Origin of the sequence: Paenibacillus sp. FSL H8-0048, assembly GCF_038002825.1 — a bacterium.
Classification (GTDB): Bacteria; Bacillota; Bacilli; order Paenibacillales; family Paenibacillaceae; genus Paenibacillus_AQ.
Window position 1 is genome coordinate 2,396,758 of the sequence record NZ_JBBODF010000001.1, and the last position, 26,990, is coordinate 2,423,747.

Here is a 26,990-nt window from a genome sequence, read left to right on the forward strand (position 1 = left end):
CCTGCTGCAAAAAATACTTAAATATAAATTATCCCAATTTTGTTTTAATAGTATCCCAATGGGTTATATATCTCCTGTGATTTATAATGGGTAATTCTGGATGATCCATGATTACTCTCATACAGAAACCAGACGGGAGAGGACGTTAGTGAAAGTGAAACAAATGGCAATACTGCTGCTCATCATGTGTGTGATTCTGACAGGCTGCATGGGGGGCAGCAAGGAAGGAAGTCCAGCGCCGTCATCCAGCCCGGCTGCTACGGCAACTGCCGAGACGAAGAACACTTCGGGGAACCCTCCGCCGGAGGCTTCCCAGACCGTGTATGATCTGAAGCAAAAGTATGATTCAGATGAAGCAGAGCATAATCCGGGCATCATGCCTATGTATAATGTGGAGCAGGATATGGAATTCATCTTCAGATTCAATACGGATCTTGGCTCCGAAGCCATTGGCAAGACGTTGTCCGTACATACCGATATCAAGGCACTGCCGGAGAGCAAGGTCGGAACCCTTGAGGATTCACAGCTCATTGACGGCAAAAGCGTATACTCCATCAAGCCGCTCGGCTTCGGCGTTCTTCCCTCCGATTCCCTGCGCGCTACCGGAGCCAGCTCCTGGGGGAACGCGCCTGTCTACTACATCCGGCTCAACTATGACCTGGATGCCAAGTCGCCAACTCTGCTGAAGCAGCCGGTGATCATTCCGTTTACGGTGAAATCGGATCTGCCTGTGCCGAACCTGCAAGCCGACATCAGTCTGGATGGACGGTTGACCCTGGTGTGGGATGAGGTGCCGGGTGCAGAGAGCTATAACATTTATAGCGCTTCCCACATTACGATGGAGAACACGAATGAGCCGCTCAGCGGTGCGGAGCAGGGCTATGCGGATCAGCGCCCGCTGCTGATTGCAACAGTGAAGAATACTTCGTATAACGACTTCATGAAGGATGGACGCGGTGCGCTCGGTGTAGTAGATGAGACGATCACCAGCGTACAGAATAACAATGTGCAAGGGGAATATTACGTCACTGCCGTTCAGGGGGACAAAGAATCCCGGTTCAGCCGCTCGGCGGATACCGTGGCTCTATCCAAACGGCTGCCGCGCACCGTGGCAGCTGAGGATAACATCAACCTGAAATTGTACAAGAATGCCAAAGAGCTGCCCAAAACCGTTCCGGTCCAGTTCATCGACGGCTCCAAAGCCTCAGTAACAGTGCTGTACGACACCGCAGCAATCACCCTTAAGTCTTCCGGTCCAACCGATGTCCCGTATACACTTCAAGGTACTGCGCTCAAGGGATATGTCCAGGTTGCGCAATTGACGGAAGCCGATATTGCCAGTCTTGCCGCTGCCCAGAGCAACAAGGCGAATCCGGGATATGTGGAGCCGCAGAATAACACAGATTATGTGCCTGCACCGGATGTCCCGACGATCATCGACAACAGCGATAGCGGGAACGCCAGCGAACCTGGGGATAATGTCATCGACCAGCAAAAAGAAAATACCAAGAGCAAGGTAGAGGAAGGCAACAAGCAGGCGGTTCCGGGCACCACGATACGGGCAGACCTGATTCATGCTGACTCTGCGCTGGAGGAGTATCTTGCATTAACACTGATCAACGGCGAGACTGAAATCTCGCTGCAAGCCTTCCCGGAGGCGCAGAATGCCCGCACCCTGGTGGATGTAATTGAGAAGGTGGTCTACCAGAACCCGCTCATTCTCGGCTTCCGCGGCTATGGCTACGATTATGAGAAGCTGACGCTGAATGTGAGTTACGATGATTCTGCCGAGTCCATCCGCTCCAAGCAGAAGGAAATCCTTGCCGAAGCGGATAAAGTAATCGCGGCTACGATCAAGGAAGGCATGAGCGCAGATGAGAAGCAGATGGCGATCTACGATTATCTGAATGATAACACCGTCTATGATGATGCTGCACTGGAGAATGCCAAGGAGCAGGAGTTCAAGACCGTTGATGCGAAGTATAATGATTCTTTCAATACCTATGGCATTCTGGTTAAAAAAGTCGGCGTATGCATGAGCTATGCACATACCTTCCAGTTGCTCTCGGATCTCGCCCAGGTCCCTTCGATGGTCGTCACAGGAACCATGAGCGGCGTGAATCACGCCTGGAACAAGGTGAAGCTCGGCGACGAATGGGTCAATGTTGACCCGACCAATAACGCTACCAATACCGGACTTCCTTATCTGCTCTATAACTCCAATGATGCTACAGCCACCGATGTAGAGTATGTGATGGATAAGGCCTACTGGCTGGACCACGAGCTGCCTCTGTTCAAGGCCACCAGCAATGCTTACGATTATTACGTGACACAAGGACTTGAGGTAGATTCCCTCGACGCCTACAAGACCAAGCTGGCCGAACAGCTGAAAAAAGGCGAGACTCTGGTAGTCCTGCGCGTTCTGGGCAATACCGACAGCTCGGAGCTAATGCAGAAAACTGCCGAGGTCATCAAGCAATACGATGCCGCTAAGCTGGATAGTGCAGGCATGGTGGAGTTTGGAAGCTACGTGGCGGTTCAATTGGATGCCGCAGCCCAGCAATAATAACGGCAGAAAAGGCAAGCCCCGCAATTGGGGCTTGCCTTTCTTTAGTTCTAAGTTGCCGCCGTCGATCTTCATTCCTCTTAACATAAGATCTCTTTCATCTGCAAGAATCGCCAGACAGCCACTGCATCATAGACTCCGGTGAAGTCCATACAAAAATAGAGAATTAACATTGCACATACGATGGTTATAGTTATTATCATCTTACGCGGCTTGTCCACGGCTGACGCTTCACCTCATTCACCCAGGCCTAATCTCATCTTAACAGATGCTGATTTGTCGGGCTGTTCCGGCCTTGCTGAATGCTTAACACAAAGAGCCCCTTCATCCAAGACACGAGAAAGGGCTCTTCAGTCAAATCTGTCTATTCTTCTTCATTGCTGGTCATGCCGTCAAACAGCACAAATGCCATTCTCATTACCGTCACCCATCCTCTCTGAGCAGAAGATTAAGTACTCATTGCCAGCTGTACTGCATCTTTTTATACCCGACATCCCATATTTTTAATACGCTCTTTTTTCCACTTATTACCATTACCTACTTTAGGGTTTCATGAAACCTTCGCTCACGCACCGGAACATAAATCTCCATCACCGAATCCACGCGGGCGTGACAGCGTTCGTCGTAGAATTCAAAGTTCAGCTTATCTTCATCGTGCATATAGCCGCTGCCCGGGAACCAGTCCTCGAAGATATATCTCCAGGTACTCTTGACCACCTCGGCAAAAGTCTCCGGTCTCGCCTCATCGGTAGCGTCCACCGGGGGTGTCGTAAATACCGCATACTGCGCCGCAGGCACAACCGCCGTAAGCATGTCAGGAGTAACCTTACTGAAGTCCTCCACTATAACCCCCAGCAGATAGACAGCGTTGCCGCCAGTGCCTGCCGGAATGCACAAGCCGACCTCCCCGTGCTTCGGCGGATTCAGCTTCGCGTACATCTGGTCCTCCAGATTGTCGCCCTCATAGTAATACCAGAAGGAGGCGACGTCCTGCGTAGCATTTCCGGCCTCTACATTGGTCTCAATCCCGTAACCCGCTACGTTAAAAGTAGGCTTCGTCACCAATACCGGCTCTGCCATATAGGCCTTGATCTCATACTCCAGCCGGTCCCGGAGATATCCGCTCATCCGCGCCGCGTACTGGGAGGGGCTGTAGCCGTAGGTTTTGCGGAAGGCTTTGGCGAAGCCTCCAGGGGTCTCGAAGCCATATTCCAGCGCAATCTCCGTAATTCTCCGCCCGTTGAACAATTCAACGGCAGCCCGCGACAATCTTCGGGTGCGCACATATTCCATGACCGGCATGTCCTGAGACTGGCTGAACATCCGGCAAAAATGATACAGCGAATATCCTGCATACGCCGCAATCTGCTCCGCTGTCAGCGGGTCCATGAGATGCTCCTCAATATAATCAATCGTCTGTCCGATCTCTCTGCTGTAATTCAGTGACTCCACCGGCCTTTCAATAGACATAGATAAGTTCATTATATCAGACGGTGGCTTGCGGGACTGATCCGGTCTTGCTCTTTATCAGCGCTGTGTATCCGTTAAGCCCTGCATAATGAATTCCACCATATGATCCAGAAGCTGCGGAAAATAGCTTGCCCCGATCTCTTCCTTGTGAATGTCGATATACGGAATAGAGTTGAACAAGGCGAGAATCATCCCGTCCGCAAGATCCGTTCTGATTTTCCCCTTGGACTTCCAGTTCCGGATTAACTCCAGCATGCCGCTGTTCATCATCTCATGAATTCCCTCTATCCCGCCATGCGCATAGAATTCCTTCTCCAGCTTGCTGAACAGTGCTTTGTTGTACCATTCCTTCAGGATGGGGTTCTCATTCATCCCGCTGTAATTAAGCTCCATCATCTGCTTGAGCACCTTGGCCGGCTCATCCTCCGCATCGATCTGAGACATCATGCTCCGCTTCAGCTCCTCATTCTCCCGCAGATAAATCTCTATGAACAGCTTCTCTTTGGAGGCATAATAATTATAGAACGTGCCTACGGCATATCCGCAGAGCTTGGTAATGTCGGACACATTGGTGTCCTTGAAGCCTTTGGAGCTGAACAGCTCTGTACCGCGTCTGAAAATCTCTGCCTTCTTATCTTCCATCTGTAAGCCCTCCAACCCTCTGAGTGAATATTCTTCAATTCATTCACACAATGTAGCATAGCCTTACAGGCATTACAATGCACTTTTATCTTCAGCTGACACGTATCACTTCCCATTTCGGCGAATAGGCTATTGTAATGAATTAAGAATGGAGGTATCCCGCATGAATTACAGGAACGAAGATTCGGCTAGTTCAGTTCATCCTTCAGGCTATCGGCATCTGCCGCAGCCCTACCCCTTTTCGCATTATTACCACCTGTTACGTTCGGAGACCGCTGAGGAGACCGCTCCGGGGATTGATAAGCAATCTGTAGCTGCCGGGATTACACAGACTATCCGGGCCTCCGAACCTCCGGCCGCCGCGAACAAGCCGGCGGACGGCCATCCCGGGGCAAGTCAAACCGGCGGCAAGGGAATTCATGTCGATGCAGGAGGTGAGTTAGGGGGAAAACACGGCATTGGCTTGAATGCCGGAGGAAAATTGGCGTACAGCGGCGCAATTATACAGGCAGACGGCCATATCGGCAGCCCCTCCTATGGCATTGCAGCGCAAGGTGATTCTCATGTAGGCAACGGGCAAGGTCTCGGAGTGAACGCCGAAGCCCAGGCCTTCGGCAAATACGGGGTGACCGCACAGGGCAAGGCCCAGCTCGGCGGTGGCCAGGGTGCAGATGCCGGGCTCAGTGCGCAGGCAGGCGGCAAGTACGGACTAAGTGCAGACGCTGGCGGTCATCTGGGCCTTAGCCAAGGCGCCGGTCTTGACTCCCATGTTCAGCTAGGCGGCAACAAGGGCATCGGGGCTGAGGCCAAGGCCCAGCTAGGCGGCGGGCAGGGCGCAGATGTCCAGATTGGCGCGCAGGCCGGCGGCGACCACGGGCTGGATGCAGATGCAGGTGCTCATCTGGGGCTTAGTCAAGGCGCCGGCTTTGACTCCCATGTTCAGCTAGGCGGCAACAAGGGCATCGGGGCTGAGGCCAAGGCCCAGTTCGGCGGCGGTGAAGGCGCAGGCATCGGCCTGGGCGGGCAGCTCGGAAAATATAAAGGCCAATTCAGCTTCAAAATTGGCGGGAAGCACCAGGAGCCTAAGGACTCTCAGGAGGATTAGGAGACGTAGAGGTTAGCCATGCGGATAAGGGTCTAGCCGCCTAGATAACATAAAGGGAATATCCTTAAGCCATCACAATGGCCTGGGATATTCCCTTTTTGCTGAACCTGCAAGTCTTGATTGACGCCGGGGCAGACATGAGGACTGCCTAATGGCAGTCCCAGGTCCCCAGTATCCGTGAAGCCGCCTCCGTCAGCGGTTCAGCAGGCTTCCGACATATTTCAGCAGCTCATTGGCGCAGATCGGGCAGTAGCCATGCTCGTCAATCAGGCGGCGGCTGACCTCGTTGATCCGTTTGAGCTGGCTTTCATCCGGTGTCTTGGAGGAAGTGGTGATTTTGACGATATCCTTGAGATCCGTGAACAGCTTCTTCTCAATGGCTTCACGCAGCCGGTCGTGATTGTTATATTCGAACTTCTTGCCCTTGCGGGAATAGGACGAGATACGGATCAGAATCTCCTCGCGGAAGGCCTTCTTCGCATTCTCCGAGATGCCGATCTGCTCTTCAATGGAGCGCATCAGCCGCTCATCCGGCTCCATCTCCTCATCGGTAAGCGGGTCGCGGATTTTGGACCAGTTGCAGAAGGCTTCGATATTGTCGAGATAGTTCTCGAACAGCGTTTTGGCTGATTCTTCAAAAGAGTAGACGAAGGCCTTTTGCACTTCGCTTTTGGCGAGAATATCGTATTCCTTGCGGGCAATGGAAATAAAGTTCAGATAACGCTCGCGCTCCTCCTTCGTAATCGAAGGATGCTGATCCAGACCGTCCTTGATCGCCCGCAGCACATCCAGCGCGTTCATGCACTGCAGATCGCCTTTGATCAGGGCGCTGGAGATGCGGTTAATGACATAACGCGGGTCGATGCCGGACATGCCTTCATCTAAGTATTCGGTCTGCATCTCCTTCAGATCTGCTTCCTTGTAGCCCTCAACCTCTTCGCCGTCATACATGCGCAGCTTCTTGATCAGATCCATGCCCTGCTTCTTGCTCTCCTTAAGCCGGGTCAGGATAGAGAAGATCGCCGCCGCGCGCAGCGCGTGAGGGGCAATATGCACATGCTTCATATCGCTCTGGCCGATCAGCTTGGCGTAGATCTTTTCCTCTTCAGAGACGCGCAGATTATAGGGAACCGGCATGACGATCATGCGGGACTGGAGCGCTTCGTTCTTTTTATTGGAGATAAAGGATTTATATTCGGTCTCGTTCGTGTGGGCAATGATCATTTCATCCGCAGAGATTAACGCGAATCGCCCGGCCTTGAAATTGCCTTCCTGGGTCAGCGACAGCAGATTCCACAGGAACTTCTCATCGCATTTCAGCATTTCCTGGAATTCCATAATCCCGCGGTTAGCCTTGTTCAGCTCCCCGTCGAAGCGGTAGGCCCGCGGATCGGATTCCGAGCCGAATTCAGTGATGGTGGAGAAGTCGATACTGCCGGTCAGATCGGCAATATCCTGCGATTTCGGATCGGAAGGACTGAATGTGCCAATCCCCACCCGTTCCTCTTCCGACAACAGCACACGGGTGACCGCCACCTGTTCAATATTCCCGTGATACTCATTCTTCAGCCGCATCTGGCAGGACGGGCAGAGATTGCCTTCAATCCTTACTCCCAGCTCCCGCTCAATCTCCGGACGCAGCTCCAGCGGAATCAGATGCAGCGGGTCCTCATGCATCGGGCAGCCCTCAATGGCATATACCGCACCCGCATCCGTACGTGAATATTGCTCCAGCCCGCGCTTTAGCAGCGTAACCAGGGTCGACTTCCCTCCACTGACCGGCCCCATCAGCAGCAAGATCCGTTTGCGCACATCCAGCCGCCGGGCGGCTGAATGGAAATACTCCTCTACCAGCTTCTCCACCGCACGGTCCAGCCCAAAGATCTCCTGTTCAAAAAACTTATACCTCTTCCGCCCGTTGATGTCCTCGACGCCGTGTGACTTGATCATGTCGTAGACGCGGGCATGAGCCGTTTTTGCGGGAGCGGGGTCCAGTTTCAGCAGTTCTATATAGTCCTTGAAAGTGCCGCTCCACGCCAAACGGTCGTTCTCAGCCCGATGCGTTGCTATACGCTCAAAAATATCCATTGGCTCGCTGCCTCCTCTTGCGCTCCTACTTGCTCCACCAAGCTTAGAAAGTGTATTACATACCTATGCGGCGAGCCCGGAATAGTTGACCTCTTTTTTGCTGTGCTATAATAGAGAATCATGATTTCTCTAGAATAATTAAGCTGAAATTCAGGGCAGGAGTGACAACCATTGGCAATCAAACAGGAAACGGAGCTGTATGCTCCTTTGAAGGGGTTTTTTGAACGGCAGGGCTACGAGATCAAGGGCGAGGTGCGTACCTGCGATCTGGTCGGCATCCGGGAGGACGAGGCGCAGCCGCTCATTGTGGAGATGAAAAAATCATTCAATCTCGCCCTGCTGCTGCAGGGGATTGAACGGCTGCGGCTCAGCCCTAACGTCTACCTAGCGGTAGAACGCGTCAGGGAGAAGAAGGGCGCGGTCAACCAGCGCTGGGGCGAGCTCACCGGGCTGTGCCGCCGGCTCGGCCTCGGGCTCGTGACCGTCGTCTTCTACAAGACGAAGGCGCCGCTCGTCGAGGTGCTCGCGGAGCCGGGCGAGACGCCGCCGCAGGCCCGCAGCGCCGTCCGCCGCCGCGAGCGGCTGCTCTACGAGTTCCGCGAACGCAGCGGAGACTACAACACCGGCGGCAGCACGCGCGTCAAGCTCGTGACGGCCTACCGCGAGAAGGCGCTGCGCGTGGCACTCGCGCTGCAGGCCCTGGAGGCCGAAGCCGCCGGAGCGGCCGGCCTCTGCGGGGGCGCGCGGCGCTCGGCGGCGCGCCGGACACGGCCCTGGCCGCCGGGGAGACGGCGGCCGCGGGTGAGGCTGCAGCGGCGGATGATGCCGCTGCGGGTGCGGGCCCGGCGGCTGCGCACAGCCGGGTGGAGGGCGCGCGCGGCGTCACGCCCGCCGCGCTGCGGAAGCGCAGCGGCGTGCCCGGCGCCGCTGCGATCCTGCAGAAGAACTACTATGCGTGGTTCTTCCGGGTGCAGCGCGGCCGCTACACGCTCACGGCCGCCGGACAAGCGGCGCTGATCGAGTATGCAAGAGTCGCGGAGATCAGCGCGGGCAAGCTGTAGGCCCGCGCCGGGGCGGCAGCGGAGCTCACCGGGTTCGTCCGCCCTCGGCGAGCCGCTCCACCTATCGGGCCCGGGGCCATACGTCTGCCTACCCATCTGTCCGCTGCTTCAGGCATACGCAGATCACCCGTGTCTGCCAGGCCGCTCGCTGCTCACCAGCCGGACGCGGATCGCCGTGCCTACACACCTGTCCGCTCACTGCTCCATCTGCAGGACCCTGGCCACGCATCCTGCTATCCATCTGCCACTTCACCTGCCGGGCCCGGGCGGTCACGGCTGCTTATCTGTCCACTCGCTGCTCCACCAATCTCACCCAAGCCGCCGCACCTTACTTTACATGCTCATTCACACCATCATGATCCGTTCACGCCACCACCACCCGGCCAATAGTTGGATAATCAACACTTAATTTGCTGAGTTTTTCCCGCCGCAAAAGATTAGTTGGATAAACAACACTTATTCCCCACCTTTTGGTCTCAACTAGCATATTTCAGCCGAATAGATGTACTTTTTCCAACTAACATCCCAACTTTCAGCACTCCAGTCAAATTAGTTGTACTTTTTCCACCTACCTCCACAGAACAAAGTTACTGGACGGACGCCAACAGATTATATTCGGTTTTCCACACACATTCGAACCTCTCAGCCTCGCCCCGGCACATTGTATTCGGTTTTCCACACACCTTCGGCCCGCTTGCCTTCGCCCAACACATTGTGTTCGCTTTTTAGCATACATTCGGCCAAAAAAGGAGTTGTCCCCACGCAGACCTGCTGCGAGCGACAACTCCTTTATACCTTTTCTACCCACTTACCTGTCCTATACTCTAAAACATCCTACTTCCTTATACTCCAGCTCTTCACTCACTCACTCCAAGCCCCAGCTCTTCACTCCTTCACTCCAAGCTCCAGCTCTTCACTCATTCACCAAGCCCCAGCCATTCACTCATCCACTCCAGGCCCCCAGCTCAGCCTAAGCAAGGACCGTATACAATAGCTCCTTCTCCTTAACGAAGGTAGCGCCAGCAGACTGGATGGACTGATACTGCTGGATGTTGGTAATAATAACCGGCGTAATTGTGCTGTAGCCAGCCTTCTCAATCTCCACCAGATTGAATTCCATCAGCAGATCGCCGACGGCCACCCGGGTTCCGGCGGTTACCTTGGGCGAGAAATGCAGGCCCTTCAGCTTCACTGTGTCGATGCCGATATGGATCAGCATCTCTGCCCCGCTGTCGCTGACCAGACCAATCGCGTGCCCGCTCTTCGAGAGGGAGAACACCGTTCCCTGAACCGGCGAGACTACGCGGCCTTCGGATGGCTGAATCGCATATCCCTTTCCCATAATCTCTTCCGAGAAGGCCGGGTCGCTTACTTCGCTCAGCGGCTTCACCGCTCCGGCAATCGGGCTGAATACCTCTTGATTCACCATCTTAGACTCAGCAGCAGCGCCGATTACAGTAGTGGCAGCAGCAGATGTGTGTACAGACTCGGCAGGAGTCACCGCAGGCGCAGCAGCAGCTTCCGGCTCATCCTCGAAGCCAATAATATAAGTGACAATGGCAGCAACGACCGCCCCGATGGCGAAGCCGATGACCGAATAGACAAAGGTTGCACCGAGAACCATCGGAATGCCGGAGAGTCCGGCGAGTCCGCCGATGACATACGCTTTTACCTTGAACAAGCTGAGGAACGCACCACCGGCGGCTCCGCCGATCAGGGCAGCGATGAACGGTTTCTTAAGCCGCATATTCACACCGTACATAGCCGGCTCTGTAATCCCCATGAAGGCCGTAATACTTGTAGACAGGGAGAGGGACTTCAGCTTGCTGTTCTTCGTTCTCAGAGAGACACCAAGCGCACTGCCCGCCTGGGCGAAGTTCGCTACCATCATAATCGGAATCATATAGTCATAGCCAAGCTGCGCAATGGATGCGATCATGATTGGAATCAGGGCATAGTGCATCCCGGTAATGATCAGCAGGGACATGGTTCCGCCCAGCAGCAGGCCCGCGAACAGTCCCGTATTCTCGAACAGCCAGCTGATGCCTCCGGTCAGGCCATCCCCGATGATAACACCCAGCGGGCCTACGGCAATCAGGGTAAGCGGCACAATGACCAGCAGCGTTACCGTTGGAACGATAATCAGCTTCAGCGAAGCATGGGTTACTTTATCAACGGCTTTTTCCACATAGGAGGCCAGCCATACTGCAATCACAATCGGAATGACGGATGAAGAATAGGTTGCAGCTACCACCGGAAGTGAAGCGAAGGTAACAGGCTCTCCTGACCCCAGCAGCGTGGTGACGGTCGGATGCAGAATGGCCGCTCCGATTGCAGCAGCGATGTACATATTGCTTCCCAGCTTACGCGCAGCGCTGATAGCCAGAACAATCGGCAGGAAGTAGAAGGCGCCGTCCCCGATCGCCGAGAGTATGATATACGTGGAGTTCTCCGTCCCCATCCAGCCCACCGCTACCAGCAGGGCGACAATCCCCTTGATCATCCCCGCACCGGTAATGGCCGGCAGGATCGGTGTGAAGATCCCCGAGATGAAGTCAAACAGCTTGCTCAGCGGATTCTGCTTCTTTTTCTCCACATTGTCACTGGAAGCCTTCTTCTCAGGAGAAACGGACATATTGCCAATCAGGTCATTGTAGACCACCGGCACATCGTTGCCGATAATGACCTGGAATTGCCCGCCGTTAATCATCACGCCCATAACCCCGTCCGTCTTCTGCAGGGCAGCTTTGTCCGCACGGTTGTTGTCATTCAGGTTGAAGCGCAGGCGGGTCATACAATGGGTAACCTGATCGATATTCTCTTCTCCGCCGACAAGCTTCAATATTTCTTTTGACAGCTCTTTTGTATTCATAAGATGTTGCTCCTTAGCTATAGTATGTTTTACGCAAAAAAAACCTAAACGCCGATCAGCGGAGAAAGGCAGTCTTCTGCCTCCAGCACTGTCCGGGTTTAGGTTTTGCCTCTGTACCGAGTAGCAATCCTGCACCACATTATTCTGTTATATCCCCACTACGGATAATCCGTTCAATATGAATGGTCAGATACAATATTTCTTCCTTGGACAAGACCCGCTTGTATATCTTGCGGGTATAATCCGCGATCTTCACCGCAACCGCATGGGCGGCCGGGTACTGCTTCATTACCAGATCATGCAGCGCATGATCCTGGTCCCGCTCTTCCATCGGAGTGCCCTGAACCACCCGCTGCGCGAAGAACTTCAGATGGGTCAGGAAGCGGTAATACCCGAGTGATTCTTCATCCAGCTCGATGAGGAAGCTCCGCCGGACAATATTCAGGATGTCCTTCACGATATTCGTGATGCTCACCGTCTCCCGCATCTCACCGTTCATCTGCGCATTCACCAGATGCATTGCGATAAAAGCGCACTCGTCCTCCGGAAGGAGAACACCCAGCCGTTCCTCGATAATTTGCAGCGCCTTGAGTCCAATGGAGAATTCCTTGCGGTACATCCGTTTGATTTCCCACAGCAGCGCATTCTTGATTTGAAGCCCCTGACGGTGGCGGTCGATGGCGAAATGGATATGGTCTGTCAGTGAGATATAGATGCTGTCATGCAGCTTCTCCCCGAGCACCGTCTCGGCATAACGGATCACTTCATCGGTGCACTCCACATATTCCAGCGGGATCTCCGAGAGAAGCGACATCAGCTTCTGTGAACCTTCTTTATTCTCCAGGGCGAATACTTTCTCAACCTGGGCATCCTCAACGTCATCCCCGGGCTGCTTCTTGAAGGCGATTCCGCGGCCCATTACGACCCGTTCCTTCCCGCTGGCATCGATTACGGTGACCACATTGTTGTTGAGCACCTTAGCAATTTTCATTCCATCACCTTACACCGTCAGAGTAATAAATTCCCCCCGCAGGCGCGGGATACAACATTATTGTGTTAAAAAAGGCAAAACCAAAACGGCATCAAAAGAGTGCCCGTTTCTGGTTTTGCCTGAATGAACAGTAACAATCCAGTTATTTTACCTGTAGCAGCATCTTAGCATATCATTGTAAATATGACAACACTTTTATGAAAACGGTTTATTAAGGCCCGTGCTTCTTAAGCTTGCCCCATTTCACCTACAATATTTCACCGTTCGACAAAATGACCTGCTTGTACCACTCAAACGAATCCTTCTTGCTGCGGTTCAGCGTGCCGCTTCCCGTGTCATCCAGGTCGACATAGATGAAGCCGTAGCGCTTGGACATCTCCGAAGTCGACATGCTCACCAGGTCAATCGGGCCCCAGGCCGTATAGCCCAGCAGCTCCACGCCATCCAGTACCGCTTCCTTCATCTCCTTGATGTGTTCCCGCAAATAATCAATCCGGTAGTGGTCATGGATAGACCCGTCTTCCTCCACCTTGTCATAGGCGCCTAGTCCGTTCTCCACAATGAACAGCGGCTTCTGGTAACGGTCGTACAGGTTGTTGAGGGTAATGCGCAGCCCTACAGGATCAATCTGCCAGCCCCAGTCGGAGGCTTTCAAATACGGGTTCTTGATACCGCCCAGCAGATTCCCTTCTGTAGCCTCACCCTCCGGGCCTGCGGACACAGTGAGTGTCATATAATAGCTGAACGAGATGAAATCTACTGTATTCGCGGCAAGCAGCTCGTCATCCCCCGGCTCACGGACAATCTCAATCTGATTCTAGGCAAAATAACGGTTCATATAACGCGGGTACTTGCCGCGCGCATGCACATCCGTGAAGAACAGATTCAGCTGGTCCTCCTGCTGTCTCTTACGCACATCCGCCGGATTGCAGGTATGCGCGTAGCTCTCCATACGGGCCAGCATACAGCCGATCTGCGAGCCCGGAATAATCTCATGTCCCAGTCTGGTCACCAGGGCACTTGCTACAAACTGATGGTGCAGCCCCTGAAAGACCGCTTGCAGCTTGTTCTCTACACGGTCTGTGAGAATCCCGCCTCCGGTATATGGACTGAACAGCATGACATTGATCTCGTTAAAGGTCAGCCAGTACTTCACTTTATTCCGGTAACGGGTAAATACAGTCTCCGCATACTTTACATAGAAGCCGATCACTTCACGGCTGGCCCAGCCGTTATATTTCTGTGTAAGACCGAGCGGTGTCTCATAGTGCGAGAGGGTAACCAGCGGCTCAATGCCGTATTTCAGCAGTTCATCGAATACATCGTCGTAGAATTGAAGACCCTGCTCGTTAGGCTCGGCGTCATCGCCGTTCGGGAAGATCCGGGCCCAGTTAATGGACAGCCGGAATACCTTGAAGCCCATTTCTGCGAATAGAGCAATGTCCTCCTTGTAGCGGTGATAGAAGTCAACGCCTTCGCGTTTCGGGAACCAGTCATCCGTCTCACCGGCAAGAATCCGGGCGATCCGCTCCGAAGAGATCTCCATGGAATGATCCCCTTTGCGCTTATCCTTAGGCACGAAAGCGATCATATCTGCCGTAGACAGCCCTTTGCCTCCCTGATCAAAAGCGCCCTCCAGCTGATTGGCAGCGGTTGCGCCGCCCCATAAGAAATGCTCAGGAAATCCGTTAAGTACTGTAGCCATAGTCCTTACCCCTTTTCATTATAATGTTTCTGCATGGCCCATATAACAGAAAAACCTAAACCTCTGGCAAGATCATCGAGCCCGGCGAGCGGGTTCAAATCAGTCACCATCAGTTTAGGTTTTGCCTGGCACGGCCAGTAACAATCCAGTAAACGATGTGTTTATGGAAGATTTAATTGACTCCAGCCTAACATAGCCTCCGGTAAAATTCAAATGAAAATCCGCTCATTTTCCGTGAAGCTCATATTTACGCCCGTTCAAGAGCGCACTGCCCGCAGCTCCGGCCAGCAGCGCTACCAGCAGATTTATGCCGACAGACAGCCAGTTAATAGTCTCGTTAATGTTGGATGGCTGCTCCCTCCCTGCCGGGCTCACGGTAAGCGGATTCGCATATTGCTTGAAGCTGTCCGCCGCAGAGGAGCCGATGCTGAAATGCTCGCTTCCCCGGATTACCAGAGCAAACTGGATACCGGTGATGAGGACGATGAGGGCAGCAATACAGATGTGGCTCAGCACAGGCTTACGGAATCTTTTGGCAGCCGCAAGGGCCAGACCCATCAGCGCCAGGCCTGCCGGAAGACTGCACTGCTTGGAGAGTATGAAGTAGGTGACGCCCAGCGCGGGACTTGTGGAGTGTGCGATCCGCAGCTGATACAGTCCTTCGGGATTCAGGAATACATCCAGCAAAGTGGTAGACCAGACTGCGGTAAGACCCAGCATGAAGACAGCAGACTTCACACCGAAGAGCGAGGAGGTTCGCAGCGGCAGCATATGGTTAACCGGCATCGTCCCTGTGAAGAATTCCCTGTAATAATCCATGTAAATATAGACCGGCAGCAGGATGCCAATCACCATATTTACCAGCAGAAAGACAAAGGCCATATCCTGTCCCCGGTCAAACAGAAAATACAGATTAGCCAGACCGCTTAAGGCGGTGAAGATAGCAAATACAGCGAAATGCTTCCGGCATTCCAGCTTGAATTGATGCCATTGAACCATGATGTTCTCCCCTTTTGTTGTTTTTAGCAGATTAAATCAGACGTTTGAACAACTCCTCAATCGGTACACCGTATTCCCGCCGCAGCTCCTCCACGCTCCCCTGCAGCAGCACCTTACCGTCATTCACGAACACCACATCCGTGAAAAGGCTCTCGACATCGTGGATCAGATGCGTACTGATCAGAATCGAGCTATCCGGGTCGAAGTTATCCAGAATAATCCTTATAATCTTATCCCGTGTGGAAGGGTCCACCGCCGCCAGCGGCTCGTCCAGGACGAACAGCCGGGCCTTGCGCGCGAACACCAGCGAGATACTCACCCGCTCCTGCATCCCTTTGGACAGAGACTTCACTTTATCCTGCAGATTCAGACCCAGCGCTGCAATCATGCTGTACGCCTTCTCCCGCTGAAAGTCGGCAAACGAGTGGTCAAAAAAAGCAATGCTCTCTTCAATTGTCATCCACGGATACAGGAATTCACGATCCGGCAGATAAGACACGATTTTTTTGGTATCCAGACCGGGACGAATGCCGTTGACCGTAAGGCTGCCTTTATAATCCCGCAGCAGAGAGACAATCAGCTTCATCAGCGTCGTCTTCCCCGCCCCGTTAGGCCCGAGCAGCCCTACGATTCTACCTGCGGGAATCGTCAGACTGAGTTGGTCTAGCGCAGTCTTCTTCCCATAGCGTTTCGTTACATTCCTGCACTCCAGTACATTCTCCATCGCTTGCATTTCCGCATGCATCCCCTTTGATAAACATCGGTCTCAATTGTGTATCTTTTCACAATGATTAGACGCATGTTCTTCTTATATCCCTGCACGCCAAGTAACCCCACAAACTCTCCCCCACAAAGTGAAGTAATGCTTCGGTGTTAATTCAAATACTTTGCGGGGACCCCGAAAACACTGCACAAGGCGGGGCATTAGCTCCGATGATGATTCAGGTACTTTACGGGGGCCCCAAAACGCCAAGTAACCGCCTGCCGTCAAGGCCAAGCGGTCACTCTTCTTACAAGACGTCCTATCAATCGTTCACTTGATGGTATCCTAGCTCCGGGCGGTGAACTCAGTCACCGCCTCACTCATCAGATTCATCCCCAGCAGCAGCTCGTCGCGGCCGGGATGGCTGAAATTGAGCCGGATGCGGTCTGAGCCTCCGCTTACACTGCAGAGCGGACCAGGCAGGAAGGCTACCCCTTTGGATAACGAAGCACGCAGCAGAGCGATAGCGTCCAGCCCTTCGGGCAGCGATACCCAGAGGAACATGCCGCCGGTTGGCATGTCGTAGACACTGTTCTTCCAGGCCGGACGCTTCAGCAGCTCCGCCATCAGCTTCAGGCGGGTATTGTATTCGCGGTTCAGCAGCGCGATATGATCCCGCAGATCAAAGGCCGACACGCTGAGCAGATGATGCAGCAGCCGCTGGTTCAGCGAGCTGGACTGCCAGTCCGCCATCTGCTTGGCGGCAGCCATCATGCCAATCAGCTCGCGGCTTCCCGCCGCCCAGCCCGTCCGCAGCGCCGGCGCAACAGTCTTGCTGAACGAGCCGATATACAGCACATGCCCGCCTTCGCTGACATTCTCCAGCGCGTATAGAGTAGGATATTTCTTGGAGGGATGGCCCTCACTCCGCTGGAAGTGCAAATCGCCGTAGGAATCATCCTCCACGATCAGCACATTATGTGAGATACACAGCTCCAGAATCTCTTGCCGCCGGGCAAGGCTCCAGAGCACTCCGCTGGGATTGGTGAAGCTTGGCGCAGCGAACAGCATCTTGGGCCTATAGCTGCGGATCATTCGGCGCAGATGATCCGGCAGCAGGCCGTCCCCATCCCCCTGGACCGGAATAATGACGGCTCCCTGCATCCGCAGCGCCTGCAGAATACCGGGAGACGTCGGATTCTCAACCAGCACATGATCCCCGGGATCAATGTACACCCTGGACAGCAGATCGATAGCCTGCTGACTGCCCGTTGTCAGCAGCACTCCGCCTTCGGCTACCGCCACTCCTTTGCTGCGGAGCCAATCTCCGGTCAGCCATTCACGGAGCGGGCCATACCCCTCAGGCTCCCCGTATTGCAGCGCGCTTGCATCTGTGGAGATCACGGTAGATGCTGCCTCAGACAGCAGTGACAGCGGAAATAATTCTTCTGCCGGGAGCTCTTCTGCCAACGAGATTAGCGTACCCCGGCGTGTCTCCTTACGGATACTCAGCAGCGGTGAAGATAACAATGTATGTGCGCGCGAAGAAAACTCATACTTCATACGCTTCCCCCCTTTATCTGGTTTAAGAATATTCCAGTCCTGACGCCATTATGTCGTAATACAGGGATTATGCGTAGATTTGCTTGTTCTGTCTTGAGAAAAGCGCGAACTTTTCAATCGCCTGCGCTCTTGTCGATACTTCCAGCTTCACATAAATCTTGCGCAGGTAGTTATCGATTGAACGGCGGCTGACTTCAATTTCAAGTGCGATTTTGTCGTATGTAATTCCTTGCACAATGCGTTCCATGATGAACATCTCAGTCTGTGTCAGCTGCAAGACGCCTTCCAGTCCTCTGGAGGAGGCTACCGGACGGAAGCCCTTTTCAATCCACTCCAGCGGAATCGAGAGGAACCCTTCGCGGATACCGCGGATCATCTGCAGAAGCTGACCCGGAGTGGCTCCCTTCGACAATACCCCGCTCGCTCCCAGTTCAACCAGGGGCAGGAATATTTCCTTATCGTTCTCCTCCGTCATGATAATAATGTGGGAGAACGGTGAGCTTTTTTTCATGTCCGGCAGCACCTGCTCTACGGTTCCACCTTGCATCTGATAATCACTCAGCACCAGATCAGGCCGGGATTCCTCCATGCCCGCAAGACATTCTTCCCAGGTAGCGTACATTCCGTCTACCGTCAATCCCTCCTCATCTTCCAGTATTAATTTTGTTCCCAGCATACTTGTGGGATGACATCCCACGATGACCACCTGCCAGACCTTCGTCATTAATGCCCAGACCTCCTGCTATCTATATAATTTTCCAGAATGGAAAGCGCTGTAAGCGTTTCCTGTCAACACGCAAGCAAGGATCTATGCTGTCCTAAGTCTAATCTTCCTTCTTTTACCTTGAATACGTCCATCAGATATTCCAATCTATAGAAATTGTATCGCAGTAGTTTAACAGGATGCAATTACTTTTTGTCGTTTCTGCGCGGCTCTTTCACTTTTGCGAAAAACCTGAAAGTCTGATAGAATGAGGACTTGAAAAATCACCCCACAAAGTGAGGCTTTGGCTTCGATGTTTACTCAGATACTTTGCGGGGACCCCGAAACATGTAAATTCTTTATCATGAAAAAATATGGCTTGAGGTGATGAAATGCAACCGCTAGCGGAATCGACCCGGGTACACTCTCGCCGGAGTGCAGAGAGAAGCGGCTCGTCCGTAAAATGGTTTCTACTGTTCTGGATTCTGATGATCGCAGCCGGCGCATATGCCGTGTACAGCTACACCAATCATCTGAAGGATCAGGTGCTGAGCCAGCTTGGATCTCAAAGCCAGCAGCAGCTTACCGTTTTGAAGACCGACTACGAGTCGAAGATTGCCGTTCTGTCAGAACAAGTGAAGGAGCTTCAGAGCACCGTACAGACATTCAACGAGCTGCTGACCTTCACCAAGGATAATGCCAGCAACAAGACGGACAACAGCAACAAGCTGTACACGCAATTAAGCGAGGTCAAGAAACAGCTTGATACGCTCAAGAAAGAGATGGATTTGCTGAAATGATGACGCCTGTCAAAAGAGTGAACCGGTTCTTCATGCTCCTGACCGCTCCATTGTTCGGACTGCTGCTCTGCCTGTGGCTGTACCAGCCCACGCTTGAGCTTAAGCTGAATACCGCCCCCTTCGCAGCTGACCCCGGACCCGTGAATGAAACCGCCCAATTGAAGCAGGACCTGGCTGTGGCCAAGAGCTATGCCGCGTACACCATTGACTCTATCGGCACCAGCGCACAGCTCTACAAGCAGACCACGAATGCTATGAATGCATTGGTCAGCACAGCAGCAGCCCAGACCTCCCGTCCCGAGCGGATCTACAACAGCCGGATTAGTTCCCGGCTCGGCATTCCCGCCGATGTGATCAGCAGCGACCGGATTACCATCGAATTATACCGGCTGAACCCCGGCAACTATACAGCATACGCAATGAAGATTAAGCTGAAGGATTCCACAGCTATGAAGATGAGTCTGGCCGGTGACGGCACGGGCGCTTCGGAGACCACCATGCAGGCCGTGAACCGCTACGGCGCTTCGGCCGGTATTAATGCCGGGGGGTTCGCTGATCAGAACGGCAAGCGTTATCCGCTCTCGACCACCATCGTCGGCGGACAATATCTGTACGGCTTCGAGCCCAGCTACAAGGATCTCAGCTTCGTCGGCCTGAACAAGTCCGGCCAGCTGATCGGCGGCAAGTTCACCAGCCGTGACCAGCTCGATCAGCTGGAGCCGGTATTCGGGGCAACCTTCGTACCCGTGCTGCTGAAGAATCAGAGCAAGACCGCCATTCCGCTGAAGTGGCAGCTGGCTCCGAAGCGTGCACCGCGCACTGTCATAGGCAACTATAAGGATAATCAGCTGCTAATTCTGGTCGCTGACGGATATGACGAGAACGGCAACTCGGGAGCTACACTCGCTGAGCTGCAGGATAAGCTGTACAATCTCGGCGTCATTGATGCTTATAACCTGGACGGCGGCGGCTCATCGTCCATGATTTTCCGCGGCAAGGTCATCAACAAGCCATCAGACGGCAATCTGCGCCGTGTCCCGACGAACTTCCTGTTCTTCAAGTAACCCCAAGTATAACCGTCAATGCTAAATATCACATTTTCATTTATTTTTACACATTAAAAGGGTATACTCAGGGTAACAAAGATCGTCAATAATGGAGGTGCCTGCATGTCGTTCTCCCTGACTTTTTGGATCGTGACCCTGGTATTCGTACTGTTTCTGGCCGGTATTCTTACTTCTTCCTACAACGACGACAAGACTAAGGGGCTGTAATCCGCCTCCGCGAACAATCCGCCCAAGTGGAAACGGCTTTGCCGTCCTTTTAGGGACGGCACCCGTTTCATCGTATGTCACAAAAAGGAGCACCGCACTGATGTGCGGCGCTCTTTTTGTGTTCTTCACTATTCACTGAAGCCGAGTCCAACCAGCATCCATGTTATAAGACGCCGCGTATGTGTTTTACCCTATGTAGATAATTGATGCGATCTACGCTTACGCGTGTTTTGGCAGTTGGGTCATCTCGGTAAGGCAGCTTGCACAAATGTAACGGTCTTTATATTCGCTTACGCCTTCCATAGATCCGCAGAAGACACACTTCGGACGGTAACGCTCCAGAATAATGTGGTCGCCCTGAACGAGAATTTCTACAGGATCACCTTCATTCATTTGATACCTTTTACGCAGAGACTTAGGCAGAACAATTCTACCCAGCTGATCTACTTTACGTACAACGCCAGCAGGTTTCATATCTAACTTACACTCTCCTGTTCAACTTATGATTAGTAGTGCCATTCTGACTTCCAAGTTCACGTACCCTATTACTTTCTTCGGCACTAATCAACTATTTCGTTACTAAAATGTCGAATCCTGCTGAAAAAAATAAAAAATGATGTCAACTTTTAGAAAAGTTGTGGGAAATCCAGTTGCCGGAGCGCTTCATAGACCACAATCGCTGCTGAATTGGACAAATTAAGCGATCTGACCGCCTCACTCATCGGCATCCGCATCGCCGTTTCCTGACCAGCCTCCAGGATCTCTGCCGGCAAGCCCTTGGTTTCTTTCCCGAACACGAAGAAGTCTCCATCCCGGAAGGCGAAATCACTATAGCGCTTCTTGGCCTTGGTGGTTGCGTAGAAGAACCGCCCTTCCTGATACTTCTCCAATACTTCACTGAAGGAATTATGATATTCAATATTCACCGCATGCCAATAATCGAGTCCGGCACGCTTCAGCGTAGCATCATCTGTGCGAAAGCCCAGCGGGTGTACGAGGTGGAGATGGGTTCCTGTCGCCGCACAGGTACGGGCGATATTGCCGGTATTCGCCGGAATTTCCGGTTCCACCAGCACAATGTGTAATGCCATAAGTCGGATGCTTCCTCTCTGTAGGGTCTTAAGAATTGCGGCGGAGTAGATACCCGCATTGCCTTCCTTGTCCCTGTGATGTATTCTTGCTGCTTGCAGGTACAGGCCGGGCTCAGGTGATCCTGGCTATGGGCAAAATAACCCCACAAAGTGGGGCTTTAGCGTAGGGTGATGACTCAGGTACTTTGCGGGGACCCCAAAACATATAAACCTTCCGCTGCAAGGCGGAAGGTCGGGAACGTTCTTAGATTACCCTTGGGTTTGCTGGAAATGCTTCATGAAATCCGCCAGTGCCTTCACGCTCTCATGCGGGACGGCGTTGTAGATCGAAGCCCGTAAGCCGCCTACGCTGCGGTGTCCCTTGAGGCCGACAAAGCCTTCGGCTTCGGAAGCTTTGATGAACTGCTTCTCCAGCTCCTCCGATTGCATCCGGAATGTTACATTCATGATGGAACGGCTGCCTTCTTCCGCAACTCCGCGGTAGAAGCCGCCGCTGCCGTCGATATAATCATACAGGAGACCTGCTTTGTCACGGTTCTTGGCTTCAGTGCCAGCAAGCCCGCCCTGTTCCTCAATCCATTTTAACACTTCGTTAACCATATATACAGAGAAGGATGGCGGCGTATTGTAGAGAGAGTTATTCTTGTAATGAGTATCATACCGCAGAATCGTCGGAATATTCGCCGGAGAACTGGAAATCAGCTCTTCCTTGGCTATCACTACGGTGACGCCCGACGGTCCGAGATTCTTCTGCGCACCGGCATAGATCAGGCCGAATTGGTTCACATCGAAGTCGCGGCTCAGAATATCACTGGACATATCGGCAACCAGCGGAATGTTACCGGCATCAGGATACTGTGCATACTGCGTGCCTTCAATCGTCTCATTCGAGGTGATATGCAGGTAAGCTGCATTATCCGCAGCCTTGATACTGCTAAGCTCGGGAATAGCCAGGAATTTTTTGTCTGCCGAGGATGCGGCTACATGGCCGCCGCCAGTCAGCTTGGCTTCCTTCAGGGCTTTGTCCGCCCAGCTTCCTGTCATGACATAGCTGCCGACCTGGCCTTCACCGATAAGGTTCATCGGAACCATGGCGAACTGTGTGCTTGCTCCGCCCTGGATGAACAATACCTTGTAGCCTTGCGGATTGCCGAGGAGCGAAAGCAGGCGTTCCTGAGCTTCATTATGCACGGATTCGTATATCGCCCCACGGTGCGACATTTCCATAATGGACATTCCGCTCTCCCGGAATTCAACGAACTCCGCCTGCGCACGTTCCAATACTGCCAGCGGCAATGCTGCCGGACCGGCATTAAAATTGTATGCTCTCTTGCTCAAAATAACTCCCACCCTTTCTCTCCTATGAATATGGATATCGCTATGATAGCAGATAACGATAAACACCAGCAAGTATAATTATTCACATAAGAGGTAAGCTAGACTGCATTCAGGAGGCCGAAAACAGGTAGCTGCGGCTCCACCCCTTGCTGTGACGCGGTAAAATAGTGATGTCAGCAAAAACCTCGGGTGAAATTACATGCTTGTCTCCCCATAGCGCAATCCGCTCAGCAGCAAAATCTCCGCTCTCTCTGATGCAGGCTCCTGAAGGTTTATGGGTCAGCTCCCAGTAATAATCCTCCTCCGCCTGCTCCCAGCCTTCAAGTCTGCAATAGAATTGGCGGTCCGTTTCCCCCGCCCAGGTCAGGCTATTCCCGTCTATGCTGAGCAAATTCTCCGTATATGCAGATTCCGGGGCTACGATCTTAGGCGTTCCCGGCAGCCTAAGCTCATAATCTGTCCCTACGAGTGCCCCATCAATACCGACAAAATTATGAATATACTCTTCAATCCGCAGTGCTTCGGTCCCTGTATTCTCCACCTTATAGAATATGTCCAGCCGGTTTCCTTCCAGCTTCAGCGTCTTGACCAGCCGCATGCTGTAGCCCCGGCATTCCAGCGGCTGCACAGTGTATGTAACCGAGTCTCCGCTCCACTCTTCAGTGACCGGGAACGGCTGTAGCGGATACTCCCCTATGAAGGAATAAGGCTCGTCGCTCTGCTTCTGCAGCAGCCCGATACCGAATTTGGGGAACCATTCCCCAGGAGCAGCATCTTCGTAGCCAATTGCCCGGGAAATGCCGAACTCATTACAAAGGCCTATCCCTCCCGTACCCTGCCCGGGCACCAGACTTTCCGGAACGCAAAAGGTATGCCCGCCCTGCTCCAGCTTCACGCCTGTAATAAATCCTGTCCAGTCAAAACGAGTGCCGCCATAGGCTCCCACATCAGCAATCTCTACGGTCAGTACTCCATTGGATAATATATGTGTCATTGATCTCTTTCCTTTCTGTCCTGGTTGGACGCAGCACATCCTATCATAGCATTTCCAGGTCCATTCTATACGATATATTCGGATGTTGAAAAGCCTGCTCTGCGCGGACCGGCAAAGCAGGCGATTAAGTTCAGCAGCTCCGGCTTAGGCCAGTTCTACCTCCAGCAGATGAATTTCTCCTTCAGGCAGGCCTGTCAGCAGGCTGCGTGTGATCACAGCGCCTTCTGAGACGCGCTGAAGCGTTACCTCAGCCCCGTTCAAGCGGACTGCGTGTATTTGATACTCTCCGTATTCCGTGCTTCCAGAAGCCGTATAGACGACTTTCAGCTCACGTCCGGCAAAAATAGTCTTGATCGAGGCGCTCTTATTGCCGTCAAACTGTTCCTTCACCAGCTTCGGCTGCAGCAGCAGGTCGCCGAGCTTGCCTTTGACGCCAAATACTTCAGTCACCATCGTCAGGAGCAGCCAGCTTGCCGACCCAGTCAGATACGTGTACATTCCTCTGCCCAGCTCGTTGATATACTCCGGAATTCCCGGATACATCCGGCTCACCTCGAAATTCGCACTCAGGTTATACAGTGAATCCAGCACCTTGCGGCCTTCTTTGACGTATCCGCGCTTATACAGCGCATTCCCGTACATAACCGTCATGTGGCTGAACATCGCCCCGTTCTCCTTGTGTCCGAAGGCGAAGCCGAACGCCCGGCCCAGATTCTGCTGAATGCCGCCGAAGTTGCTGTTCAGACGGTAGCCGATTTTCTCATCGTACAGATTGCGCTCTACCGCAGAGATGATCGCAGGAATCTGCTCTGGAGCAGCCGCGTGGCCGAGGAGCGGGAAGACCTGTCCGGTAAGCGTCATCCGTGTGCTCTCAGCCCATTCCCCTTCTACGCGTTCGCCGTCATTATTATAATAGCCGTTGAACCAGCCGTCGCCGTGTCCGCTCTCTACCCATTCATTGCGGCGCAGATGATCGAAGATCCATTCCGCTTTACGGGCAAGATCTGCTGCAACCTCTTCAAGCTTCAGCACGGCTCTTACCCCGCTCACCTTATTCGGTGCGGCAGCATAGAAGCGGCTGAGCAGCTCTTGCTTGGCCGTCACCGATTCATAATCAACAGCTTGGCCCAGTGAGTCAAGCAGCAGCACCATCTCTTCGGCCAGCTCCAGCGTATCTCCGCCCGTCCGTTCCTTCAGAGTAATCAGCAGCTTGGACAGATCGAGCAGGTTACTGGCATAGAAGGCTGTGAAAGTAACACTTTCGCCCCGCTGTGCAGCCATATCAAGGCCATCGTTCCAGTCCGCACCTTCCAGCAGGATGTTGTTATGCTCACCCACATTGAAGAAAGGAACCAGATTCTGCAGCAGGATATGCTCCAGAATCGTACCTGTATATTCTTCGCCCGCAGTTGTACACAGACTGCTTCCTGCCCCCGGCGCCCAGGAGGCATCGCGGTCCTTACACCGGTTCATGAAGGTATCGCGGAAATACGTCTGCTCCTGTAGCAGGAAGTCCAGATCCCCGCTCTGATCCAGATACAGCATGGTAGTCAGGAACGGCCATGCCCCATGGTCCATCCAGACCCGGGGAATATTGTTGCGGTCAGCAATGAATTCGCCCGGCTGCTGCCCGATGATCGTCGCATTGCTGCCGTCAATCCGGACTCCGGCATAGTTATTCAGCAGCAGGCTGCGCACATCCGCAGGCTCCATAATCAATAGAGCCAGGCAATCCTGCCAGAGATCGCGCCAGCCGCGTCCCCCTCTGCCATAATCGTGGTAAGGGAGGAACGAGTTGCCGTACAGTCTGCGCAGCACCGGCTGGAGCGTCACCCATTTCATCCATTCGTCAGCGGCATGATCTCCGGTATGGAATTCAACCGTATTAACTTTCTCCGCCCAGAAGCGCTTATTCTCTTCAAGCAACGCGTCAAAAGCCGCAGCCGAGCCATATTTGGCCATCAGCGCCTGCACATCAATTCTTTTATTGTCAATCGCCATGACTACGACATAAGACTGGCTCTGACCCGGCTCCAGAGTGATCGCGGCGAACCGCAGTCCCCCCAGTGCCTCATAGCCTTCCCATGGCACTCCGCCATCTTCCCCAACCGGCGGAGCCAGATTGTTCACAACCGCTTCCGGCCAGTCCAGGCTTCCGCCCTCGCCGATGAATTCCTCCTGCACCGGGAATAATCCGGTTGGCAGCGCTCCGCCCTCACCAGCCCCGAATACCCCGTACGAAGTATGATTCACCCGGTGTCCGCGTTCGTCGAAGGACAGGGCAGGCTGCACCTCAACACCATAAGCCGAAGTATAGACCCGGTTCAGCAGTGAGGTGACATGCCGGTGATCGCGCAGATCATCCGCAGAACGCGCATATAACGGAATAGCCGCAGTAGGTGTCAACGTAAGCAACTCTGTACCGCTATTCGTAAGTACCACCTTCATCAGTTCAACCTTGTCGTTGCCGCAGGGTACGAAGCTTGTGATCTCCGCTCTCAGTCCCAGCTCCTTACTCTCCCGCGTCACCCGATGCCACAGAAGTCCTGCCTCCAGCAAGGATTCATCTGCTGCTTCGCCATAGAACGCCGCATTCTGCCGTGCAGAATTGCCCGCAGCCGACCAGGCGCCCTTGCCTTCGATGTATACCCAGAAATTGCGCGAGGCGCGGGAATTATGCAGATCCTCCACCGAGATGGGCGGCGTCAGAAAGGTGTTATGGCCCGAAGTCGCCTGGCCATGCAGCTTAGGACTGACCGAGGACATCATGCCCCCTTCATTCACTAGCGGAAAATATAAAAAGCTGCTCCGGTCCGGCTGCTCCAGCCGAAAATCCCCGTTATTCCCGGTGAAGCTCCAGCCTGTTCTTGATACTTTTGATTGATCCTTCACTACATTCATCCTCCCTGTTCCCTAACAGCAGATCTCTTCTTGTTTACGTTGAGATTGTTGATTCTGGTGCTGATACTGATACCGATACCGATACTGATAATGCTGAATAATGCTGATAAAATTGATTCGAATC

20 protein-coding genes and 2 pseudogenes are annotated in these 26,990 nt (G+C 53.3%); 6 read left to right on the plus strand and 16 right to left on the minus strand.

Annotated elements, in window-relative coordinates:
• Positions 1 to 148 precede the first annotated feature (148 nt).
• The gene (locus tag NSU18_RS10385) at positions 149 to 2,566 is read left to right on the plus strand and encodes a transglutaminase domain-containing protein (protein WP_341148948.1); all 2,418 of its coding nucleotides are present in this window, start codon (positions 149 to 151) and stop codon (positions 2,564 to 2,566) included.
• A 537-nt stretch (positions 2,567 to 3,103) separates the two neighbouring features.
• Here the strand turns inward: NSU18_RS10385 and NSU18_RS10390 are convergent.
• Together NSU18_RS10390 and NSU18_RS10395 are read right to left on the minus strand one after the other, a co-directional pair.
• Positions 3,104 to 4,036 (minus strand): AraC family transcriptional regulator, encoded by a 933-nt coding sequence (locus NSU18_RS10390; RefSeq protein ID WP_341019943.1) that lies wholly within the window; start codon positions 4,034 to 4,036, stop codon positions 3,104 to 3,106.
• A 57-nt stretch (positions 4,037 to 4,093) separates the two neighbouring features.
• Complete coding sequence (locus tag NSU18_RS10395; protein WP_341019942.1) at positions 4,094 to 4,678, minus strand: TetR/AcrR family transcriptional regulator; 585 nt, start codon at positions 4,676 to 4,678, stop codon at positions 4,094 to 4,096.
• Positions 4,679 to 4,841: 163 nt separating this feature from the next.
• Between NSU18_RS10395 and NSU18_RS10400 the strand changes: the two genes are divergently transcribed.
• Positions 4,842 to 5,783: a hypothetical protein gene (locus tag NSU18_RS10400; RefSeq protein ID WP_341019941.1), complete on the plus strand. Its 942-nt coding sequence runs from the start codon at positions 4,842 to 4,844 to the stop codon at positions 5,781 to 5,783.
• A gap of 192 nt (positions 5,784 to 5,975) precedes the next feature.
• Here NSU18_RS10400 and NSU18_RS10405 read toward each other — a convergent pair whose 3' ends face one another.
• A complete protein-coding gene (locus NSU18_RS10405; RefSeq protein ID WP_341019939.1) occupies positions 5,976 to 7,871 on the minus strand; it encodes a PrkA family serine protein kinase in 1,896 nt (631 codons plus the stop codon).
• Positions 7,872 to 8,183: 312 nt separating this feature from the next.
• On the opposite strand from NSU18_RS10405, the pseudogene NSU18_RS32370 reads away from it, so the two are divergent.
• Positions 8,184 to 8,519, plus strand: a pseudogene (locus NSU18_RS32370) (DUF2161 family putative PD-(D/E)XK-type phosphodiesterase); the annotation flags it as partial.
• A gap of 266 nt (positions 8,520 to 8,785) precedes the next feature.
• Entirely contained in the window at positions 8,786 to 8,932 is a 147-nt protein-coding gene (locus NSU18_RS10415) for a DUF2161 family putative PD-(D/E)XK-type phosphodiesterase (RefSeq protein ID WP_341148949.1), read from the plus strand.
• A gap of 88 nt (positions 8,933 to 9,020) precedes the next feature.
• Here NSU18_RS10415 and NSU18_RS10420 read toward each other — a convergent pair whose 3' ends face one another.
• The 8 genes and pseudogenes from NSU18_RS10420 to NSU18_RS10455 all read right to left on the minus strand — a co-directional run bounded on the left by NSU18_RS10420 (position 9,021) and on the right by NSU18_RS10455 (position 18,489).
• The gene (locus tag NSU18_RS10420; RefSeq protein WP_341148950.1) at positions 9,021 to 9,206 is read right to left on the minus strand and encodes a hypothetical protein; all 186 of its coding nucleotides are present in this window, start codon (positions 9,204 to 9,206) and stop codon (positions 9,021 to 9,023) included.
• A 696-nt stretch (positions 9,207 to 9,902) separates the two neighbouring features.
• Positions 9,903 to 11,804, minus strand: coding sequence for a beta-glucoside-specific PTS transporter subunit IIABC (locus NSU18_RS10425; protein ID WP_341148951.1), 1,902 nt, complete (start codon positions 11,802 to 11,804; stop codon positions 9,903 to 9,905).
• 139 nt (positions 11,805 to 11,943) lie between these two features.
• Positions 11,944 to 12,795, minus strand: coding sequence for a BglG family transcription antiterminator LicT (gene licT / locus NSU18_RS10430; RefSeq protein WP_341019932.1), 852 nt, complete (start codon positions 12,793 to 12,795; stop codon positions 11,944 to 11,946).
• A gap of 247 nt (positions 12,796 to 13,042) precedes the next feature.
• Positions 13,043 to 14,500 (minus strand): annotated as a pseudogene (locus tag NSU18_RS10435) (glycoside hydrolase family 1 protein).
• 225 nt (positions 14,501 to 14,725) lie between these two features.
• Complete coding sequence (locus NSU18_RS10440) at positions 14,726 to 15,499, minus strand: hypothetical protein (protein WP_341148952.1); 774 nt, start codon at positions 15,497 to 15,499, stop codon at positions 14,726 to 14,728.
• Positions 15,500 to 15,530: 31 nt separating this feature from the next.
• Positions 15,531 to 16,232 (minus strand): ABC transporter ATP-binding protein, encoded by a 702-nt coding sequence (locus NSU18_RS10445; RefSeq protein WP_341148953.1) that lies wholly within the window; start codon positions 16,230 to 16,232, stop codon positions 15,531 to 15,533.
• Between the two features lie 315 nt (positions 16,233 to 16,547).
• A complete protein-coding gene (locus NSU18_RS10450) occupies positions 16,548 to 17,765 on the minus strand; it encodes an aminotransferase-like domain-containing protein (RefSeq protein ID WP_341148954.1) in 1,218 nt (405 codons plus the stop codon).
• Between the two features lie 67 nt (positions 17,766 to 17,832).
• Complete coding sequence (locus NSU18_RS10455) at positions 17,833 to 18,489, minus strand: DNA-binding response regulator (protein ID WP_341019925.1); 657 nt, start codon at positions 18,487 to 18,489, stop codon at positions 17,833 to 17,835.
• A 371-nt stretch (positions 18,490 to 18,860) separates the two neighbouring features.
• Here NSU18_RS10455 and NSU18_RS10460 point away from each other — a divergent pair, with 371 nt between their 5' ends.
• Positions 18,861 to 19,268 (plus strand): hypothetical protein, encoded by a 408-nt coding sequence (locus tag NSU18_RS10460; RefSeq protein WP_341019923.1) that lies wholly within the window; start codon positions 18,861 to 18,863, stop codon positions 19,266 to 19,268.
• The gene (locus NSU18_RS10465; RefSeq protein ID WP_341019922.1) at positions 19,265 to 20,332 is read left to right on the plus strand and encodes a phosphodiester glycosidase family protein; all 1,068 of its coding nucleotides are present in this window, start codon (positions 19,265 to 19,267) and stop codon (positions 20,330 to 20,332) included. Before NSU18_RS10460 ends, NSU18_RS10465 begins: the two co-directional genes overlap by 4 nt.
• A gap of 429 nt (positions 20,333 to 20,761) precedes the next feature.
• On the opposite strand, the gene NSU18_RS10470 is transcribed toward NSU18_RS10465, so the two are convergent.
• The 5 genes from NSU18_RS10470 to NSU18_RS10490 form a co-directional block, all read right to left on the minus strand.
• The gene (locus NSU18_RS10470; protein ID WP_341019920.1) at positions 20,762 to 21,016 is read right to left on the minus strand and encodes an AbrB/MazE/SpoVT family DNA-binding domain-containing protein; all 255 of its coding nucleotides are present in this window, start codon (positions 21,014 to 21,016) and stop codon (positions 20,762 to 20,764) included.
• Positions 21,017 to 21,168: 152 nt separating this feature from the next.
• Entirely contained in the window at positions 21,169 to 21,633 is a 465-nt protein-coding gene (trmL, locus tag NSU18_RS10475; RefSeq protein WP_036697752.1) for a tRNA (uridine(34)/cytosine(34)/5-carboxymethylaminomethyluridine(34)-2'-O)-methyltransferase TrmL, read from the minus strand.
• 249 nt (positions 21,634 to 21,882) lie between these two features.
• A complete protein-coding gene (serC, locus tag NSU18_RS10480) occupies positions 21,883 to 22,974 on the minus strand; it encodes a 3-phosphoserine/phosphohydroxythreonine transaminase (RefSeq protein WP_341151020.1) in 1,092 nt (363 codons plus the stop codon).
• 106 nt (positions 22,975 to 23,080) lie between these two features.
• Complete coding sequence (locus NSU18_RS10485) at positions 23,081 to 23,965, minus strand: hypothetical protein (RefSeq protein WP_341148955.1); 885 nt, start codon at positions 23,963 to 23,965, stop codon at positions 23,081 to 23,083.
• Positions 23,966 to 24,109: 144 nt separating this feature from the next.
• The gene (locus NSU18_RS10490) at positions 24,110 to 26,857 is read right to left on the minus strand and encodes a GH36-type glycosyl hydrolase domain-containing protein (RefSeq protein WP_341148956.1); all 2,748 of its coding nucleotides are present in this window, start codon (positions 26,855 to 26,857) and stop codon (positions 24,110 to 24,112) included.
• Positions 26,858 to 26,990 lie beyond the last annotated feature (133 nt).

What these genes read in the sequence shown, in the direction of transcription:
- NSU18_RS10460 (WP_341019923.1), top strand. Translation starts at nt 18,861, where the DNA reads ATGCAACCGCTAGCGGAATCGACCCGGGTACACTCTCGCCGGAGTGCA.
- NSU18_RS10445 (WP_341148953.1), bottom strand. Translation starts at nt 16,232, where the DNA reads ATGCAAGCGATGGAGAATGTACTGGAGTGCAGGAATGTAACGAAACGC.
- NSU18_RS10455 (WP_341019925.1), bottom strand. Translation starts at nt 18,489, where the DNA reads ATGACGAAGGTCTGGCAGGTGGTCATCGTGGGATGTCATCCCACAAGT.
- NSU18_RS10395 (WP_341019942.1), bottom strand. Translation starts at nt 4,678, where the DNA reads ATGGAAGATAAGAAGGCAGAGATTTTCAGACGCGGTACAGAGCTGTTC.
- NSU18_RS10390 (WP_341019943.1), bottom strand. Translation starts at nt 4,036, where the DNA reads ATGTCTATTGAAAGGCCGGTGGAGTCACTGAATTACAGCAGAGAGATC.
- licT (WP_341019932.1), bottom strand. Translation starts at nt 12,795, where the DNA reads ATGAAAATTGCTAAGGTGCTCAACAACAATGTGGTCACCGTAATCGAT.
- NSU18_RS10440 (WP_341148952.1), bottom strand. Translation starts at nt 15,499, where the DNA reads ATGGTTCAATGGCATCAATTCAAGCTGGAATGCCGGAAGCATTTCGCT.
- NSU18_RS10450 (WP_341148954.1), bottom strand. Translation starts at nt 17,765, where the DNA reads ATGAAGTATGAGTTTTCTTCGCGCGCACATACATTGTTATCTTCACCG.
- NSU18_RS10400 (WP_341019941.1), top strand. Translation starts at nt 4,842, where the DNA reads ATGAATTACAGGAACGAAGATTCGGCTAGTTCAGTTCATCCTTCAGGC.
- NSU18_RS10465 (WP_341019922.1), top strand. Translation starts at nt 19,265, where the DNA reads ATGATGACGCCTGTCAAAAGAGTGAACCGGTTCTTCATGCTCCTGACC.
- trmL (WP_036697752.1), bottom strand. Translation starts at nt 21,633, where the DNA reads ATGGCATTACACATTGTGCTGGTGGAACCGGAAATTCCGGCGAATACC.
- NSU18_RS10405 (WP_341019939.1), bottom strand. Translation starts at nt 7,871, where the DNA reads ATGGATATTTTTGAGCGTATAGCAACGCATCGGGCTGAGAACGACCGT.
- NSU18_RS10425 (WP_341148951.1), bottom strand. Translation starts at nt 11,804, where the DNA reads ATGAATACAAAAGAGCTGTCAAAAGAAATATTGAAGCTTGTCGGCGGA.
- NSU18_RS10470 (WP_341019920.1), bottom strand. Translation starts at nt 21,016, where the DNA reads ATGAAACCTGCTGGCGTTGTACGTAAAGTAGATCAGCTGGGTAGAATT.
- NSU18_RS10485 (WP_341148955.1), bottom strand. Translation starts at nt 23,965, where the DNA reads ATGACACATATATTATCCAATGGAGTACTGACCGTAGAGATTGCTGAT.